The organism is Shewanella chilikensis (assembly GCF_037953065.1).
Lineage (GTDB): Bacteria > Pseudomonadota > Gammaproteobacteria > Enterobacterales > Shewanellaceae > Shewanella > Shewanella chilikensis.
This window is the reverse complement of sequence record NZ_CP149966.1, coordinates 3913271-3928973: the sequence shown is the minus strand read 5'-3', so window position 1 is coordinate 3928973 and position 15703 is coordinate 3913271. Positions and strand designations below refer to the sequence as shown.

General features: G+C 52.4%; 15 protein-coding genes. 10 read left to right on the top strand and 5 right to left on the bottom strand.

The genetic code is table 11. The annotated features are described in order from the left end of the window. Nucleotides 1–277 precede the first annotated feature (277 nt). Nucleotides 278–1450 (top strand): MFS transporter TsgA, encoded by a 1173-nt coding sequence (gene tsgA, locus WKR14_RS17770; protein WP_248952160.1) that lies wholly within the window; start codon nucleotides 278–280, stop codon nucleotides 1448–1450. Between the two features lie 30 nt (nucleotides 1451–1480). Here the strand turns inward: tsgA and WKR14_RS17765 are convergent, their stop codons facing one another. Further along, nucleotides 1481–2164 (bottom strand): Crp/Fnr family transcriptional regulator, encoded by a 684-nt coding sequence (locus WKR14_RS17765; protein ID WP_101056619.1) that lies wholly within the window; start codon nucleotides 2162–2164, stop codon nucleotides 1481–1483. A 156-nt stretch (nucleotides 2165–2320) separates the two neighbouring features. Here WKR14_RS17765 and WKR14_RS17760 point away from each other — a divergent pair, with 156 nt between their 5' ends. The 5 genes from WKR14_RS17760 (at nucleotide 2321) to mnmD (ending at nucleotide 6951) form a co-directional block, all read left to right on the top strand. Then, a complete protein-coding gene (locus tag WKR14_RS17760; RefSeq protein ID WP_101056618.1) occupies nucleotides 2321–2725 on the top strand; it encodes a hypothetical protein in 405 nt (134 codons plus the stop codon). 104 nt (nucleotides 2726–2829) lie between these two features. Then, the gene (locus tag WKR14_RS17755) at nucleotides 2830–4875 is read left to right on the top strand and encodes a protein-disulfide reductase DsbD family protein (RefSeq protein ID WP_339087070.1); all 2046 of its coding nucleotides are present in this window, start codon (nucleotides 2830–2832) and stop codon (nucleotides 4873–4875) included. Beyond that, entirely contained in the window at nucleotides 4872–5399 is a 528-nt protein-coding gene (locus tag WKR14_RS17750) for a protein disulfide oxidoreductase (protein WP_339087069.1), read from the top strand. The genes WKR14_RS17755 and WKR14_RS17750 overlap by 4 nt, the downstream gene beginning before the upstream one ends. Before the next feature lie 11 nt (nucleotides 5400–5410). Further along, complete coding sequence (locus tag WKR14_RS17745) at nucleotides 5411–6148, top strand: DsbA family protein (RefSeq protein ID WP_165565665.1); 738 nt, start codon at nucleotides 5411–5413, stop codon at nucleotides 6146–6148. Nucleotides 6149–6240: 92 nt separating this feature from the next. Then, entirely contained in the window at nucleotides 6241–6951 is a 711-nt protein-coding gene (gene mnmD / locus WKR14_RS17740; protein WP_226564970.1) for a tRNA (5-methylaminomethyl-2-thiouridine)(34)-methyltransferase MnmD, read from the top strand. Here the strand turns inward: mnmD and rarD are convergent. Beyond that, the gene (rarD, locus tag WKR14_RS17735; protein ID WP_339087068.1) at nucleotides 6937–7830 is read right to left on the bottom strand and encodes an EamA family transporter RarD; all 894 of its coding nucleotides are present in this window, start codon (nucleotides 7828–7830) and stop codon (nucleotides 6937–6939) included. The genes mnmD and rarD overlap by 15 nt on opposite strands. Nucleotides 7831–8264: 434 nt before the next feature. Here rarD and WKR14_RS17730 point away from each other — a divergent pair, with 434 nt between their 5' ends. Continuing rightward, nucleotides 8265–8921, top strand: a complete 657-nt coding sequence (locus WKR14_RS17730) for a thiopurine S-methyltransferase (RefSeq protein ID WP_165565663.1) — start codon at nucleotides 8265–8267, stop codon at nucleotides 8919–8921. A gap of 117 nt (nucleotides 8922–9038) precedes the next feature. On the opposite strand, the gene WKR14_RS17725 is transcribed toward WKR14_RS17730, so the two are convergent. Further along, nucleotides 9039–10121, bottom strand: a complete 1083-nt coding sequence (locus tag WKR14_RS17725) for a porin (protein WP_339087067.1) — start codon at nucleotides 10119–10121, stop codon at nucleotides 9039–9041. A gap of 568 nt (nucleotides 10122–10689) precedes the next feature. Between WKR14_RS17725 and tcdA the strand changes: the two genes are divergently transcribed. Together tcdA and pepT are read left to right on the top strand one after the other, a co-directional pair. Next, on the top strand, nucleotides 10690–11535 hold the full coding sequence (gene tcdA, locus WKR14_RS17720) for a tRNA cyclic N6-threonylcarbamoyladenosine(37) synthase TcdA (protein WP_101056611.1): 846 nt from the start codon (nucleotides 10690–10692) through the stop codon (nucleotides 11533–11535). Between the two features lie 86 nt (nucleotides 11536–11621). Beyond that, nucleotides 11622–12851, top strand: coding sequence for a peptidase T (gene pepT, locus WKR14_RS17715; protein ID WP_339087066.1), 1230 nt, complete (start codon nucleotides 11622–11624; stop codon nucleotides 12849–12851). Between the two features lies 1 nt (nucleotide 12852). Here pepT and WKR14_RS17710 read toward each other — a convergent pair whose 3' ends face one another. After that, complete coding sequence (locus tag WKR14_RS17710) at nucleotides 12853–14484, bottom strand: sensor histidine kinase (protein WP_339087065.1); 1632 nt, start codon at nucleotides 14482–14484, stop codon at nucleotides 12853–12855. A 167-nt stretch (nucleotides 14485–14651) separates the two neighbouring features. On the opposite strand from WKR14_RS17710, the gene WKR14_RS17705 reads away from it, so the two are divergent. Continuing rightward, nucleotides 14652–15263, top strand: coding sequence for a superinfection exclusion B family protein (locus tag WKR14_RS17705; protein ID WP_165565658.1), 612 nt, complete (start codon nucleotides 14652–14654; stop codon nucleotides 15261–15263). 85 nt (nucleotides 15264–15348) lie between these two features. On the opposite strand, the gene WKR14_RS17700 is transcribed toward WKR14_RS17705, so the two are convergent. Continuing rightward, entirely contained in the window at nucleotides 15349–15477 is a 129-nt protein-coding gene (locus WKR14_RS17700) for a DUF3149 domain-containing protein (protein WP_071237139.1), read from the bottom strand. Nucleotides 15478–15703 lie beyond the last annotated feature (226 nt).

Below are 15703 nucleotides of genomic sequence, written 5' to 3'. Positions count from 1 at the left end.
GCTCTGCGTCGGCTTACGGGCCTGGATGTAAGGCGTGGTTCGCAGCAAATGGCCCTAGTCCTTTGCAAGAAACACAACACAGCAGGCAGGCTTGTAAGCCACGCCCTTCGGGGCTTTCACAGCAACCGGCTCTCTGCGTTATCTGACTTCGACATGCCCCGGCATGCCTTCAGTCAGATGCCTTGAACGCCAATTGCTGTGCAAGCCACTCTCTACAAAAGAGAAGGCCACGAGGACTTATTCGCACCTTCCCTAATACGTTGATGGATGATAAAAAATGAATAATAAAATCACACTGACGGCCATCAGTTTTCTGGCCAACTTTATCATGGCGGGTTTCGCCTCTCAGTTTGGTATGTTGATAGAGCCGATAGCCACCCGCTTCGGGGCCGATGTCAACGATGTGGCTTCAATCTTCTCACTGCTGAACGGCGGCGCCCTGGCGGGTACTGTTGTGGCCTTTTTGTTGATTGAAAAGGTCGGTATCAAGCCGATGACACTGCTGAGCTATGCCGTTATCTTCCTGTCGGCGCTGGCGCTGCATTTGGGTTCCTCATTGACAGTGGTCATGGTGGCCATGACGCTGGTGGGTTTGTGCGGCGGCATCGGCTTGTGTATCGCCGGTACTCTGGTGGTGTCCCTGTGGCAGGAGCGAATCCAGTCCACCATGCTGGTGGTGCAGGATGCCACCTTTAACGTGGCCGGGGTGGTGTTTCCGCTGATCACCACTTATGCGCTGACACACTCACTGGCCTGGAGTTACAGCTATCTGGCAGTAGGCCTGGTGGCCTTGCTGACCCTGGCACTGGCGGCCTTCACCTCATTTAGCCGGGTGCAGGGCCAGGGTGAACAGGCGCAGTCCGCTCAGCGCTCCGAGTGGAACTTCGGTATTATCAGCGGCGGTCTGGGGCTGTTTCTGGGCATGTTGGCGCTCTATACCTTCCTCACTTGGGCGCCTATGTTTGTGAAGCAGAAGTTTGAGATCCCGTTTGAAGAGGCGGGCAATATCATCACCCAGTACTGGTCGGCGGCGTTGGTGGGCGCCTTGATCTCAACCCTGATAGTGACCCGGATGCAGATCCGCCACTTCCTGTTGATGATCATCTCGTTGGCACTGCTGCTCACCAGCTGGATTGTCAGCTGTGGCGATCTGGAAACCCTGGGGTATCTGACCTATGGCTACGGCTTTGTCTGCGCCGCGCTGTATAACGCCTTTATCGCCTATGGGGTTTCCTTTGTGAAACAAGCCAGTAGCCGCAATGTGTCCTTCATTCTGATCAGCGGCAGTGCCGGTGCCATGTTCAGCCCGGCGATTAGCTCAATGGCGGAAAAGATAGTGGGCTTGCAGACCGTCATGTATGCTATTCCTGTGCTCTACGGGGTGATCTTGCTGATGCTGCTGGTGTCCAATTTGGGCTTTAAGCGTCAGGCCGAGGCGGCTGCGGCCTGAGTCTGAATCTCTTTTCAACGAATAGGGGAGCTAAAGCTCCCCTTGCTCGACAAAATCCTGCAGCGCCTTGAGATCCATTATTTCCAGCTTGCCCTTGCTGCGCCGAACCAATCCGGCATCTTCCAGCGATTGTATCGCCCGGCGATAAACTCTGGCGGTGGTGCCGAAACGCTCAGCCTCCAGATAGCCCTTATTGAACCCAGATACCGGCAGGTCATCCAGCTGCTGGTGATAGAGGTCGTAGGCAATGTTGTAGCTGATGGGGTAGAGCATTCGCCGGGTGAAGATGTCCACAGTGTCCTGATAATCTATGGCGATGGCACTGGCGAAAAACAGCGCTAGCCTGGGGTGCTCACCCAAGGCTTGTTGCAGCTTGTCGGCGGGAATAATGCCACAGGTCAGGGTGGTTTGTGCCAGAATGTCCAACTGGCAGGGGTTTTGGGTGAAAAACTCCATTTCACCGAATAGCTGCGAGTCACATTTCAGGGTGCCGAGTTGAAAGTTGCGGCCGTTGCGGGCGCTGTAGCTCATGGCGATTTTGCCACTGGGCACCAGTACCAGTTGATTCAGCTTCTGCCCCTGCTGCATTAAGGCCTCTCCCGGCGCAAAGCGGCGCTGCTCGCTGACGCAACTTAGCAATACCCGCTCCACTAGAGGGTAGTCTGATTGCCATTCCTGGGAGTATCTGCCTTGGGTAAGAGGTTTAAGCTGCATCTTGGGGTCGCAAACTGTGGCTTGGTGGGGGAATTATCCTGCCAATGGCGCAGATGGCAAGCAAGGATTGGTTGCAGCAGCGGTTTCAGGATTGACCTTTGTCGTCAATCATGGAACCCTATCGGCATTCTTGGGCCATACAGAGCAAAGTGCAGCATGGGGTTTTCACTCGGTGTTAACCGCTTTTCCCTCAAAGACAGGGCGCTGGTGTCATTGATCATCAGTCTGCTGGTGATCCTGCTCTGTTTTGGTCAGCAGCTTTCGCTGTTTGGTTCCTGCCCGCTCAAGGCCCAACATCAGCTGACGCAACTTGGTGTTGATACTGCGCCGACTCACGCCAATGATGCGAGCAAGGCGCAGCTCAATGAAGAGCCCTGTCATCTGTCTTCCCATATGCTGAACCTGCAACCTGTGGTACTGCAACTGGGACTCACTGCCCTGTTGCTGTTTCTGCTGTTGCTCAACTGGCTCGGCAGTACCCGACCTTTCAGTGTTTATCTCTCCCACCCCATAGTCTCCAAACGAAGGCGACACTCAGTGTTGTGCGTGTATCTGGAATGAAAACATCCTGAACTCTTGCCGGTTAACACCGGGTTCTGATGTTTTGTTTTGGAGCTAATTTCATGTATTTAAAAAGAATATGGCATGCCTTCGCGGTATGTCTGATGCTGCTCAGCAAAGTTGCATTGGCAGAGCCGCTGAGCAGTGGCTGGCTCAAGCACCCGGATCATCCTCCGGTTAAGGTGCAACTGACGCTGGCCGATGTTGATGCCGACCAAGTCGGTGAGCTCAACGCCCTGCTCGATGTGGCCCTGAGCGGCGACTGGAAAACCTACTGGCGTGCGCCGGGGGAAGGCGGGATCCCGCCGACCCTGGACTGGTCCGCCTCGGAGAACATTGCCGCGGTCGACTGGCACTGGCCCTTGCCGCAGCGCTATGTGTTGCAGGGCATAGAAACCCTGGGTTACAAGGGCGATACCTTGTTTCCACTGACTATTCGCCTCAAGGATCCCGGGCAGCCATTTCGGCTCAAGGGCACCCTGACCCTGTCTTCCTGCACCAATGTCTGTGTGTTGACCGATTACCCTGTGGAGCTGAGCGCTCAGGCCGCCGGGCTTAAGGCCGATGATGGCTTTTTGCACCAGTGGGGCGAGGCGATGGCCAAGGTGCCACAGGGCAATGGCGGCGCGGTATTGCAGTCGATTGTCTGGGATGAAAAGCAGCAGTTGCTGCAACTGGCTATAGAAGCCGCAAGCCCCTGGCAACAGGCAGATCTGTTTCTGTTCGGCGAGGATGAGACAGTCAGCGAGCTAATCTTCTCCCGGCCGCAGATCCAGACAGATGGCAAACGGCTGACCGCCACTTTCGGGGTCAAACACTGGCTGGGGACGCCGGATCTGGAGGGCAAGCCGCTGCTGATCAATCTGGCCGACACACACCTTTCGGCCGAACTGAGCGGTGCCATCGCCACAGGCCATGTTGCCAAGCCGCAGCCAAGCCTGCCGCTGTGGAGCCTGTTTCTGATGGCGCTGGCCGGTGGCCTTATTCTCAACATCATGCCTTGCGTATTGCCTGTGCTGGGTATGAAGGTGCACGGGGTCATGATGAGCAGCCAGGGCAGTCGCAGTCAGGTTCGCGGCCATTTTATGGCTTCGGCACTGGGTATTTTGCTGTCCTTCTGGTTGATTGCCGCCGGTCTTAGCTTGCTGAAGTTGTCCGGTCAGTCGCTGGGCTGGGGGATACAGTTCCAGCAGCCCTGGTTTATCGGTTTTATGGTGTTGCTGACCTGGGGCTTCGGCCTCAACCTGCTGGGGATGTTTGAAATCAATCTGCCTTCCAAGTGGCAAACCCGCCTGGCCGGTGCCGGTGATGATTCGCGCCTCGGCCACCTATTGCAGGGGATGCTGGCCACGCTGCTGGCTACGCCATGTACCGCGCCGTTTCTCGGTACTGCGGTGGCCTTCGCCCTCGGCGCCGACTATCCCATGCTGTTTGCCCTTTTCAGCGCCATGGGGCTGGGAATGGCCTTGCCCTGGCTGATGTTGGCGTTGTGGCCGGCGTTGGCGCAGCGTTTACCCAAGCCCGGGCGCTGGATGAGTTGGGTCAAGCCTGTGTTCGCGCTGATGATGCTGGCAACCTGTCTCTGGCTGCTGAGTCTGCTGCAAAGCTTCTTCTCCGTTGCGGCTATCTTGGGGCTGGGCGCCTTGATGTTGTTGCTGACACTGGGACTGCTGGGCAAGCGTTACGGCACTCAGGTAATGGTGTATGCCATTGGCGGCAGTTTTCTGTTTGCCAGCTTGGCGCTGGGGGTTGGTTATCTGACCCGGGATGCCTGGGTCAGCCCTTTGCCTTCGGATCACCATTGGCAACCGCTGAATTTGGTGCAGCTCAAACAGGCAGTCGATGAGGGCAAGACAGTGTTTGTCGATGTCACGGCCGACTGGTGCATTACCTGTCAGGCCAACAAGGTGGGGGTGCTGCTGCAAAACCCTGTCTATGATGCCCTTGGCGATGACAGAGTGCTGCTGATGCGTGGTGACTGGACCAAGCCTAGCGAGGAAATTACCGCCTATCTTAAGGCCAATGGCCGCTTTGGGGTGCCTTTCAATCAGGTCTATGGCCCGGGAACCCCCGCCGGTAACCCATTACCGGTAATCCTCAGCAGCGATGGAGTATTGGCGGCCTTGGCCGAAGCGGAGAGCAGACAATGACCCAGGAAAATAAACCAGCCCACAAGGCGCTTCAATGGCTCAAGACCCTGCTTGGCTATGGGCTATTCATTCTGGTGGTGAGTGTTGCCCTCGATGCCTTTCGCAGCCGCGAGATGCCGGAAACCCTGCCGCTGCAAACGGTTCAGAGCTTGGCCGGCAGTCAGCTGGATATTGCCGCCATGAGTATGGAGCGCCCGGTCATTCTGTACTACTGGGCCAGCTGGTGTGGCGTCTGCCCCTTGGTGTCCGGCACTGTAGATGGTTTCAGTGACAGTGAGCAGGTGGTGACTGTGGCGCTGCAGTCGGGCAATAACACTCAGGTCAAGCAGTACCTGCAAAACAAGGGCTACGGCTTTGAAGTGGTCAATGACCCCAGCGGCGCCTTGGCGCGATCCCTTGGCGTGTCGGCGACACCGACGCTTTTGTTTATCTATCAGGGCGAAATCCGCAGCAGCACCACAGGAGTCACCAGTTGGCCGGGGATCTGGCTGCGACTCTGGCTGACAAAAATGAATTTAATTTGAGGAATAACAAGATGAAGTATTGGATAGTATTGAGTGCCTGGCTGCTGGCGGCCAGCGGCAGTTTACAGGCGGCAGAGCAGAAGTTGAGCCAACAAGAGGAACAGCAACTGGGGCAGATCCGCAGCATTTTGGTCAAGCATCCGGAGATCATTCCCGGCGTGCTCGGCAGTATAGAGTCTTATGTGGAGCAGCGACAGTTGCAGCAGCAAGCGCTGGCCAAGCACAAGGACTGGCTGTTCAACAACCCGCAGATGCCGACTATGGGCAGCAGCAAGCCCGAGTTGCAGCTGGTGGTGTTTACCGACTACAACTGCCCTTACTGCAAGCGGATGGAGCTGGAATTTGCCAAGCTTTTAAAGGAGTTCCCAAACTTGCAGGTGGTCAATGTGTTTGTGCCATTGAGGCAGATAAAGGCCCAGGGCACTGAGCTTTCTTCCGGCGGCTTTGCCCTCGAGGTTTGGCGGCAGGATCGTAAGGATTTCCCCCGGGTACATGAACTCTTGATGGCCAAAAATGGCATGCATACAGGGAATTCACTGCAGCAGGTCGCCAAGGCCACGGGCACAGAACAATACCTCAAGCCCAGCGGCCGCGCCGACGAGTTGATGCATACCAATGTGAGAGTCTTCTCTGAATTGGGCTTTGGCGGCACGCCGACTCTGCTCATAGGTGATGAGGTGATCCCTGGTTATATCGACTATGCCACCCTCAAGGCCGTGGTGCAGCAGGTGCTGGAGCGCCAAGGGTAATTGGCTTGCGGCAGTTATCGCCTTTCTGGGATAATTGCCTGTCGCCGGGGCGAGCGCCCCGGCTTTCCCCGCACAGATGATTAAGAGTCGAGATGAAACACGTAAGCCTGCAGCTGACCGAAGACGGGTCACATACTCTATTTAATGCCGAGCTCAATGAGACCTACCACTCCCACAAGGGGGCGTTGGCCGAATCCCGTTATGTGTTTATCCACGCCGGGCTCGAGCAGGTGTTGCAGGACTTGGACCATCTGGCGATTCTGGAAGTGGGCTTCGGCACCGGGCTCAATGCCCTCATGACCCTGGGTAAGGTGCTGGAGCTGGCAAAGGCGCGTCAGCAGAGTGGCTTGGCGCCGCTGCCGGTGCGCTATGTCACCATAGAGCCTTATCCCTTGTCCGCCGAGCTGATTGAAGGACTGAACTACAAGGGCATGCTGCCCGACTGGTATGCGCCGCTGTTCGATGCCTTGCACGCCGCCCCCTGGGATCAGGATGTGGAAATCATGCCGGGTTTTGTGCTGCGTAAGGTCAAGGGCAAGCTGGAGCAGCTCGAATGGCAGGGCGAACCCTTTAACTTGGTGTATTACGATGCCTTCGCCCCCAGCAAGCAGCCGGATGTATGGGCGCTGGATAACTTCAAAAAGTGTTATGGGTTGCTGGAGCAGGGCGGCTTGTTGGTGTCTTACTGCGCCAATGGCCAGTTCAAGCGAGATCTCAAGGCCGCCGGTTTTCAGGTCAAAGCTTACCCCGGCGCCCTTGGCAAGCGCGAGATGACCCGCGCCTGGAAGTTAGACCCGCTTTAAGCTGCGACGTAGGCCGGGCAAGGCCTCCAGCGAGCACAGCAGCAGCCCGGCCCAGATGAGGGAGAAACTCACCAGTTTCACCTCGTCAAACACCTCTCCAAAGATGACCACCGCCAGCAAAAATTGCAGGCTGGGCTCAATGTATTGCAGCAAACCCACCATGGACAGACTCGTGTATCTCAGCGCCAGGCTGAATAGGATCAGCGGCGCTAGCGTCACGGGCGCCGAACCGATATAGAGCATAATGCCTTCGCTGCCGCCAGCCAGTGCGGCGCTTTGCTCTGTGGCCAGCAGATAACAGAGGTAGCCCAAAGCAAAGGGCGTCAGCAGCAGTGCCTCCAGTGTGACCGAAGTGAAGGAGTCAAAGCGGATAAACTTTTTCAGCAGCCCGTAGAGGGCAAAAAAGCTGCCCATCACCAGAGACAACCATGGCAGGTTGCCATATTGATATACCTGCCAGCCAATACCGGCAATGGCCAGCACCACGGCGGCCAGTTGCGCCTTGCTCAGCTTGTCGCCGAGGAACAGTACCCCCAGAGCGATGGCAAACAGAGGATTGATAAAGAATCCCAGGCTGGCCGCCAGTACCTGATCATGGGTCAGGGCCCAGGTGAAGCTGACCCAGGAGATACACATGATAAGCCCGGCGGCAAAGCACAGCAGCAATGAGCGTTTATCACGCCACAGCGCGCCAAAGGCAGGTAACGGCCGTCTCAGCAGGACAAAGGCCAGCAGCATAAAGGGCACAGACCAGATGACCCTGAAGGCCAGCAACTCGAAGATGGCCGCATCCGGCAGCAATTGATAGTAGAGGGGTAATATTCCCCAAAGCACGAAAGAGAAGGCCGCCAGAGCGTTTCCCTTGAGAGAGCTGGACATGATTTTCACCGAAACAACACAATACTCGGATATGGCGGCTATTCTGGCATGGCCTTTATAAAAGGGAAGTGAATTAACTCACTGTTTAAAAAATCTTTTCATTCTTTAAACCCAGCCCGCTGCGAGAGAATTCATTCTCGGACTTTTAAACTCTATTTGCGCCTTTTTTGATTGGCCTCAGAGCTCTCAAAATGATCTTGGTTATTTTGCGAGGGGGCGGCGTTCCTGATGGCGAACAGCTTGAGTGAGTCGGGGAAAGTGGGCAGCCAATTCGGCTTATCATCGATTTACTCAAGCTGAGCGTTGGTGCGTCTTCAGTCTGAAACTGTGAGCCTATTCTTTTACCTGAGCCTATTATTTTACACCTGTCGGACTTTGCATCCGTTACGCGAGTCGCTAGAGTATCAAGATTTTCTGATGAACAGGATGGATAGATGGAACCCGGATTCTGGCATGAACGCTGGCACAAACAGCAGATAGGTTTTCACCAGCAGGATATTAACCCCTTCTTGGTAAAATACTGGTCCACACTCGCGCTTAGGGGCAATGAGCAGGTTTTTGTCCCACTTTGTGGCAAGACTTTGGATATGTGTTATTTGGCAGAGATGGGCCATGATCTGCTTGGCTGTGAACTGAGCGAGTTGGCGGTAAGGCAGTTCTTTGAAGAGAATCGCCTTGCGTATCAACAGAAAGCCTTTGGCGAACTGCAGGCGTTTTCCAGTGAGCAGATGACCTTGCTACAGGGAGATCTCTTTGCATTGCAGGCTCAGCAATTGGCGTCGGTAGGTGCCTTCTACGATAGGGCAGCGCTAATCGCCTGGCCTGAGGAGATGCGTTTGCAATATGCCGCCAAGCTGGCTTCCTTGTTGCCAAGTGGTTGTTGTGGCCTGTTGGTCACTCTGGAATACCCTCAGGATATGCTCAAAGGGCCGCCATTTAGCGTGACCCAGGAATGGATCCGGCAGCATATGAGCCAGTGGTTTGAGATTACTTTACTGGAGCAAGCCGATGTGTTGGCCGATAATCCCAGGTTCATTGCCAAAGAGGTGCCTTGGCTCAATGAGAGTGCTTATCTTTTGAAACGTAAATAAGTTTCTCTGACGAAGATAAGAGTTGAAGGCGTGAACAGCGCCTGGTTTTAAGCTAGGTAAACAAAAAGGCGACCCTGAGGTCGCCTTTAGTGTCTATAACCACTATCTCAACAGAGATTAGAAGTCGTAACGTACACCCACGGTGAATACGTTGTCGTCTTCCAGGTCAAACTTAGCACCGCTAGAGTCTTTGAACTCACCTTCATAGTGAGCATAGTGACCATATACCAGAGTTGATTTGGCTACACGGTAGTCGGCACCGACAGTGATGTTGGTCACTTCAACGTCATTCTTGATTTTGTTGACAGTATTGATGTTGTCAACTGGAACATTCTTGAAGTAATTACCGAAACCAGCTTCGTCATAGCCGTATTGCAGCTTCAGGTTTACACCGTTCAGGTTGTAAACTACGTTGACGAAGTAAGTGTTGTCGTCGTCAGCACCGTCAGCAATGCTTTCGGAGTTCTGGAACAGACCACCGATTTTGAAGTCGCCCAGCTTAACTTGACCTACGGCGCGGTAAGCGTCGATGTTGCCGATGCCTTTGTTGTAGGCGATGGCTGCATAGTAGTTCTGAGCCTTCAGCTTCTTGTCACCTATGGTGGCGCTCAGAGCATACATGTCGTCTTTTTCAAGTTCGACTCCGCCAACAACAGGTGCGTCCTGGTTGTCTTCCATCAGATAGGTGGCGTTCAGAGTGATCAGGTCAGCGATCTTTGGAGAGTAGTACCAAACACCGTCACCGCTACGAACTTGGCCACCAACCAAACGGTCGATATCCGCGTTGGTGTTACCGAATGCGTCAACGCCGCCTTCAGCTTGCTTGAATACTGTGTCGTTACGACCGACCAGGAATGTACCGAAATTGGTCTTGGCACCCAGGTAAGTGTTACGGGCTTTGAAAGTATCGCCGGTACCTGAAGTGTTTTCTACCTGGAACTCCATCTGATAGATGATGTCTACACCATCAGTCAGCTTCTCGGAACCTTTTACGCCCAGGTTTGAGAAGTTGTTCTCTATGTAGGTACCTCTTTTACCATATTCTAGATCGTTGGTACCTTTTTGCAGAGTGGCACCTGTGTCAGTGTTGGTTACAGACAGATCCAAACGGCCATACAGAGTTGGGCCATCAGCCAGCGCACCGAAAGAGGCTGCGGCCAGAACTGTTGCTACTGACGCAGAGATAAGGGTCTTCTTCATGTGTTGTGCTCCCTAGAACCTGAGTTCTAATCCATGTATTTATGGTTATTTAACAAACGAGTGTTCCTGGATTTGCAGCGGACATCCTGTCCGTCGCAAAGCTGCGCTGATTCTTACAGTTTTGTTTCTTCAAGATTGTGGCCTAGATCAAACTTTTTGCCCCATTTCGCCAGGAAAAGCGTCAATCTGTGACAAAAATGTCCATTTGGTTCAAAAACCACCCAGAAGCTATTGTTCACAAAATCAGCATGATCATCTTTTCGCTATAAAAAGATAATTTTGCAGTATGAAGGACTGTATCTGTTGGTTATTTTTAATAAAACAAATTGTAAATTAGTGATAGATGAAGTTTTAATAAAAGTGAAATTTTTCAGCACAAAAATGACATTTATGTGCACTGGTTCTCATTTGAACCGCCAAATCAGCTCCTGACAGAGTCGACGCAAATCTCTTCAAGTGCCGGTTAATATGCCTTATGACAGAGAGACTTTGAGCCTGTTACACCCTTGGCTTGGGGATAGTCGGGTATTCGGCTAAAATGCCGCCGAAGAAAATTGGGAATCAAGTTATGCAAGATACAGACTCAGAGCTGTTGGAGGCGGAAGCCTATCAACAGCGTTTTGGCGGCATCGCCCGTTTATATGGTGTTGCTGCACTGGCGGCCTTTTCCAAGGCTCATGTGATGGTGATAGGTATAGGTGGCGTCGGCACATGGGTCGCCGAAGCTTTGGCTCGTAGTGGAATAGGGCATATCAGCCTGATGGATCTTGACGATGTGTGTGTCACCAATACCAACCGTCAGATCCATGCGCTGGCAGACACCATAGGAGAGTCCAAGGTTGCTGTGATGGCGCAGCGGATTAAGGCGATTAATCCATTGTGCCGGGTGGATGAAATAGAAGACTTTATTGCTGCAGATAATCTGAGCCAGTATCTGTCGCAGGACAAGGGCATAGACTTTGTGGTGGACTGCATAGATTCGGTAAAGCCCAAGGCGGCCTTAATCGCTTGGTGCAAACGCAATAAGATTAAGTTGGTGACTATCGGTGGTGCCGGTGGTCAGACAGACCCAACCCAGATCCAGCAAACGGATCTGGCCAAGACTTTTCAGGACCCATTGCTGGCTAAGGTACGTAACTTGCTGCGCAAAGAATATGGTTTCAGCAAGAATCCACAGCGGCGTTTTGCCGTTGATGCCGTGTTTTCCAGTGAACACCTCAAGTATCCTCAGACCGATGGCAGTGTTTGTTCCACTAAGGCTGGCGCCCAAGGTAGTATGAGAATGGATTGCTCCTCAGGGTTTGGTGCTGTGACCATGGTGACCGGCAGCTTTGGCTTTGTGGCCGCAAGTCGGGTTTTGGCGCGCTTGGCGCAGGAAGCCAGTACTCCCGGCGGCAATACCAAGGCTGAATAAACAGCACAAAACATGATCTGAGTCTAATGTGGCAAGTGTCTGGGTTGTTAGAATCCAGACACTTTTTCGCTACAGATATTAAGCTTATGCGACAAGCGCTGCTCAATCGTTTCCTGCGGTATGTCAAACAGGATACACAAGCTGATCCGAATTCCCTATCTGTTCCCAGTTCTCAAGGCCAGGTGGCCTTCGCCAGTCAGTTGCAACAAGAACTGCTCGAGCTGGGATTTGATGATGTCTTCCTCAGTGAATCATGCTGCCTTTATGCCAAGTTACCGGCGAATACTGCCAAGGTACCGGCAATTGGCTTTCTGGCTCATATGGATACGGCGGCGGATTACTCCGGTGCCGGGGTCAAACCTCGGGTGATAGCTGACTATCAAGGACAAGTTATTGAACTGGAGCAGGGGGAAGAGCTTAGTCCTGAGCAGTTTCCTTCGTTGCTGAACTATCTCAATAAAACACTGATCACTGCCGATGGTACTACGCTATTGGGGGCTGACGACAAGGCTGGTATCGCCGAAATTGTCACGGCACTACACTATCTATTGCAGCACCCTGAAATCCCCCATGGTGAGATCAATCTCTGTTTTACACCCGATGAGGAGATAGGCCGAGGTACTGATGGTTTGGATCTCGAGCGTTTCGGCGCAGACTGGGCCTATACCGTCGATGGTGGCGCAGTTGGCGAACTTCAATATGAAAACTTCAATGCCGCCACTGCGGTGATAACCGCCAGGGGCAATAATTGTCATCCCGGCAGTGCCTATGGGGTGATGGTCAATGCCTTGACCATGGCTGCCAGGTTCCATGCCAGAATGCCACTCAATGATGCGCCAGAGACCAGCCAAGGTTTTCAGGGCTTTTTCCACCTGTTATCCATGGAAGGCCAGACAGAAGAAGCCAGGTTGGTATACCTGATAAGGGATTTTGACCGCGCTCAGTTTGAGCAACGTAAAACCTGGCTGCAAGAATCTGTGGCTAAATGCAATGCTGAGCTGCAGGCCGGTAGTCTGGAGATCAGTATCAGCGACAGCTATTACAATATGAAGGACTGTATATTGCCTGTGCCTCATGTGACAGATATTGCCTGTCAGGCGATGGAGATGGCAAACATCACACCGGATATCAAACCTATCCGCGGTGGCACTGACGGTGCACAATTGTCCTGGAAGGGACTGCCTTGTCCCAATCTTTTTGCCGGCGGCCACAATTTTCATGGCAAACATGAGTATGTCTGCCTTGAGTCAATGGAAAAGGCGGTAGAGGTGATCATCAATATCGCCAGGTTAACGACTCAGAGATACGCCGAGTAATCTAAATAAAGAGTTCCACCCTGTCGTCATCAACGGGGCGGGACTCTATCACAGCCGGGAAGCGAACCCTAAAGTGAGCGCCGCCGAGGTTTGAGTCATTGGCAAGTGTGATATTGCCCTTCAGTAGTGTGACGGCATTGAAGGCCGCCGCCAATCCAAGCCCGGTGGCGCCGGTTCGTCTACTGGTGGTAAAGAAAGGCTCAAAGATCTGGCCGGCAATCTCGGGTGCGATTCCCTTGCCATTGTCTTCGATATCCAGCTGTAGTTCTTGACCCTGTGGTTGTGCGCTGATGCGGATCTTATGGTCGGAATTACCCTCAAATGCGTGAGCATAGGCGTTGGAAAGTATGTTGGTCACTATCTGTTTCAGCAGGCTGTGGCTGCTGGTAAGCCAAAGATCGGCCTCGACCTGAATCTCCACATCTACCTGTAATTGCTTGAAAGATAGCGCTACAGCATCGGCAAATTCCTGCAATACCTGGGGTAGCAGCATCTGTTCGTGCACCTCATTGCCTTGCTCGGCAGCAATCGCCTTGAACTTCTGGATCAGGTTACTGGCGCGGGTAATATTACTGATGATCAGTTCACAGCTTTGTTGATATTCGTTGAGGATGGTATTGAGCTCTTCCAGTGTAGCGCCATCGTTTTGCAACAGCTCAACCAATTCATTGATATGCTGCAGCTGACTACTGGCAGCGGTGAGGCAGATACCTATCGGGGTGTTTATCTCATGGGCTATGCCGGATACCAGACCGCCGAGCGCGGCCATTTTCTGCTGTTCGACCATCACCTGTTGAGCCCGTTCCAACACCAACAGCGACTGTTCAAGTTCTTTGGTTTGCTCTTTGACCTGCCTTGCCAACTCATCTTTATAGCTGCGTTCCAGTTCCAGTAGTCTTTCCCTGTCGCTCAGGGCTTCTTGTAGTTCGTAGCGGGAGCGGTTCAACTGGGTGAAGGAGGCGCGCAGCTGTTGCTGCATCAAATTGATGGCCAGGGCAACCTGGGTAAATTCATCCTGTTTATCCCGGCGCTTAAACTGCAGTGGTTGATAATCCTGCTCCAAATCGAGCTGTGAGCAGTACTCACTCAGTTGCAACAGGTGCCGGGTAATAGTGGCCCAAACCAGATAGAGAATGAAACCGGCCACCAGAAAGGTCTTGATACCATTGGCCACTAGTATCAGTAAGGCCTTGTTCACCAATCTGTCGTAGATTTTGGAGAGATCGGCTTGAACTCTTAGCTCACCGACATTGAAGTTCTGGCTGCTGGTCTTGTGCACCAGAGGAAAGCGCTTCTCTATTACACCTTGGTCTCTGTACTCGCCGGCTGTCCATTCTTTACCGCTGTCATCTTTTATGACCACATAGCTGGTATCCGGCAGTTGATTGAGACCGTTGAGTTGAGTCTTGATAAGTCTCTCATCTATCACCCAGATACTTGCCGCCAGCACATCCAGGTTAGCCTTTTCAATATTGGCAAACTCATCGTTGATTCGGCCAATGTCCCCCTTGTAATCAGAAACCAACTGCAAACCTGTGGTCACCAGAGTGATCAGAGAGCTGAACAGGATAATAGCCAGAGTCAGCCTGCGGCCTATGGGACTACTGATGAGCTGTTGTATAAAATCTGGCATTAATATCAACTATTTTAAGTGCTTGCTTTGGATAGCTTTAAGCATAGCTTCGCATCTGACTTTCGCGGTTTTTTTGTCGTTATATTAAGCCGCGGTACTTTGAATGAATTTGGCATTGGTTTTGCTTGATTAGTGATTGGAACAATTTTCTGACGCTGGATAGAGCCATGAAGAGACTGAAATTTGAGGTATTGAAAGAGGGCAAGTTCAAGGCCGCTGCATTGCAACTGACATTGTGGGTGCTGCTGATCACCACATTGCTGCTGTTTATGCCAAAGTCCTTGTTGGCTCTGTTGCATTTGGAATCCTGGGTAGATACCAATGCCCACTATATTGGCCTGACATTGCTACTGGCTTTGGCCTATATCGGCGCGCTGGCTGTCAACTTTTTGTTGGATGAAGCGATAAGTCGTTTGAGTGAGCGCCGAATCAACGAAATGATTGAAGCTAAGGTGAGGTTGTTGGATCCGGCCGAGCGGGCCCTGTTACGAGAGTTCTTCCTGCAGGGAGCCAGTGTTTTGACCCTGCCGCAAAATGAGGCTCCTGTACAGGCGCTGCTCAAGGCGCATATACTCGAGAGCCTGGGAAATGAACGCCATTACGCTATTCAAGGCCCCACCGCCGAGTACAAGATAGCGATGGCAGCCCGTAAGCATTTAAATCGAAGAGTGTTGCGCCTTCCTCCGGGAGAACCGAGTCAGGAGGAGTTGCAATACCTTATCAAGGCAAGACCGCAATTTATCAATGCTATTGCCCAGGTGCGGAAACACGCGGCTTAATCGCACTAAAAAAGAGGGCAGCCACAGGGCTGCCCAAGCAATACTCAAAAATGTCATTGCATTTAAAAGAACATGGAAGTCAAAGCTAAGGCTTTGCTGACTTTACAATAAACATCCACATAATGTAGGAGATGATCCCGATAGTACTGAAGATAACTATCATCGACAGTAAACCTATGGGGTTTCCGAACATTAGATCTAACCAGAATGCCATCACTGAAGTCCTCTTTCTTGTAAAGTCAAAGCTAAACTAATCAAATTTGCTAAAACTGAAGCTGATCTCGATCAACAAATGTTGTCAGAGTTGTTAATTGGGTAAATCGCCTTGTTAAAACATGAGCTGTATCATGTTTTGCTTAAATTAGCGGAGGGGGAAGCAAGGGCGTTATTTCACTGAAGGGAATAGGAGCAAAGGATAATATTCATTATCACACTAAAGG

What these genes read in the sequence shown, in the direction of transcription:
- WKR14_RS17765 (WP_101056619.1), bottom strand. Translation starts at nt 2,164, where the DNA reads ATGCAGCTTAAACCTCTTACCCAAGGCAGATACTCCCAGGAATGGCAA.
- pepT (WP_339087066.1), top strand. Translation starts at nt 11,622, where the DNA reads ATGCGACAAGCGCTGCTCAATCGTTTCCTGCGGTATGTCAAACAGGAT.
- WKR14_RS17705 (WP_165565658.1), top strand. Translation starts at nt 14,652, where the DNA reads ATGAAGAGACTGAAATTTGAGGTATTGAAAGAGGGCAAGTTCAAGGCC.
- WKR14_RS17760 (WP_101056618.1), top strand. Translation starts at nt 2,321, where the DNA reads ATGGGGTTTTCACTCGGTGTTAACCGCTTTTCCCTCAAAGACAGGGCG.
- tcdA (WP_101056611.1), top strand. Translation starts at nt 10,690, where the DNA reads ATGCAAGATACAGACTCAGAGCTGTTGGAGGCGGAAGCCTATCAACAG.
- WKR14_RS17725 (WP_339087067.1), bottom strand. Translation starts at nt 10,121, where the DNA reads ATGAAGAAGACCCTTATCTCTGCGTCAGTAGCAACAGTTCTGGCCGCA.
- WKR14_RS17750 (WP_339087069.1), top strand. Translation starts at nt 4,872, where the DNA reads ATGACCCAGGAAAATAAACCAGCCCACAAGGCGCTTCAATGGCTCAAG.
- WKR14_RS17745 (WP_165565665.1), top strand. Translation starts at nt 5,411, where the DNA reads ATGAAGTATTGGATAGTATTGAGTGCCTGGCTGCTGGCGGCCAGCGGC.
- WKR14_RS17730 (WP_165565663.1), top strand. Translation starts at nt 8,265, where the DNA reads ATGGAACCCGGATTCTGGCATGAACGCTGGCACAAACAGCAGATAGGT.
- WKR14_RS17755 (WP_339087070.1), top strand. Translation starts at nt 2,830, where the DNA reads ATGCTGCTCAGCAAAGTTGCATTGGCAGAGCCGCTGAGCAGTGGCTGG.
- WKR14_RS17700 (WP_071237139.1), bottom strand. Translation starts at nt 15,477, where the DNA reads ATGGCATTCTGGTTAGATCTAATGTTCGGAAACCCCATAGGTTTACTG.
- rarD (WP_339087068.1), bottom strand. Translation starts at nt 7,830, where the DNA reads ATGTCCAGCTCTCTCAAGGGAAACGCTCTGGCGGCCTTCTCTTTCGTG.
- mnmD (WP_226564970.1), top strand. Translation starts at nt 6,241, where the DNA reads ATGAAACACGTAAGCCTGCAGCTGACCGAAGACGGGTCACATACTCTA.
- tsgA (WP_248952160.1), top strand. Translation starts at nt 278, where the DNA reads ATGAATAATAAAATCACACTGACGGCCATCAGTTTTCTGGCCAACTTT.
- WKR14_RS17710 (WP_339087065.1), bottom strand. Translation starts at nt 14,484, where the DNA reads ATGCCAGATTTTATACAACAGCTCATCAGTAGTCCCATAGGCCGCAGG.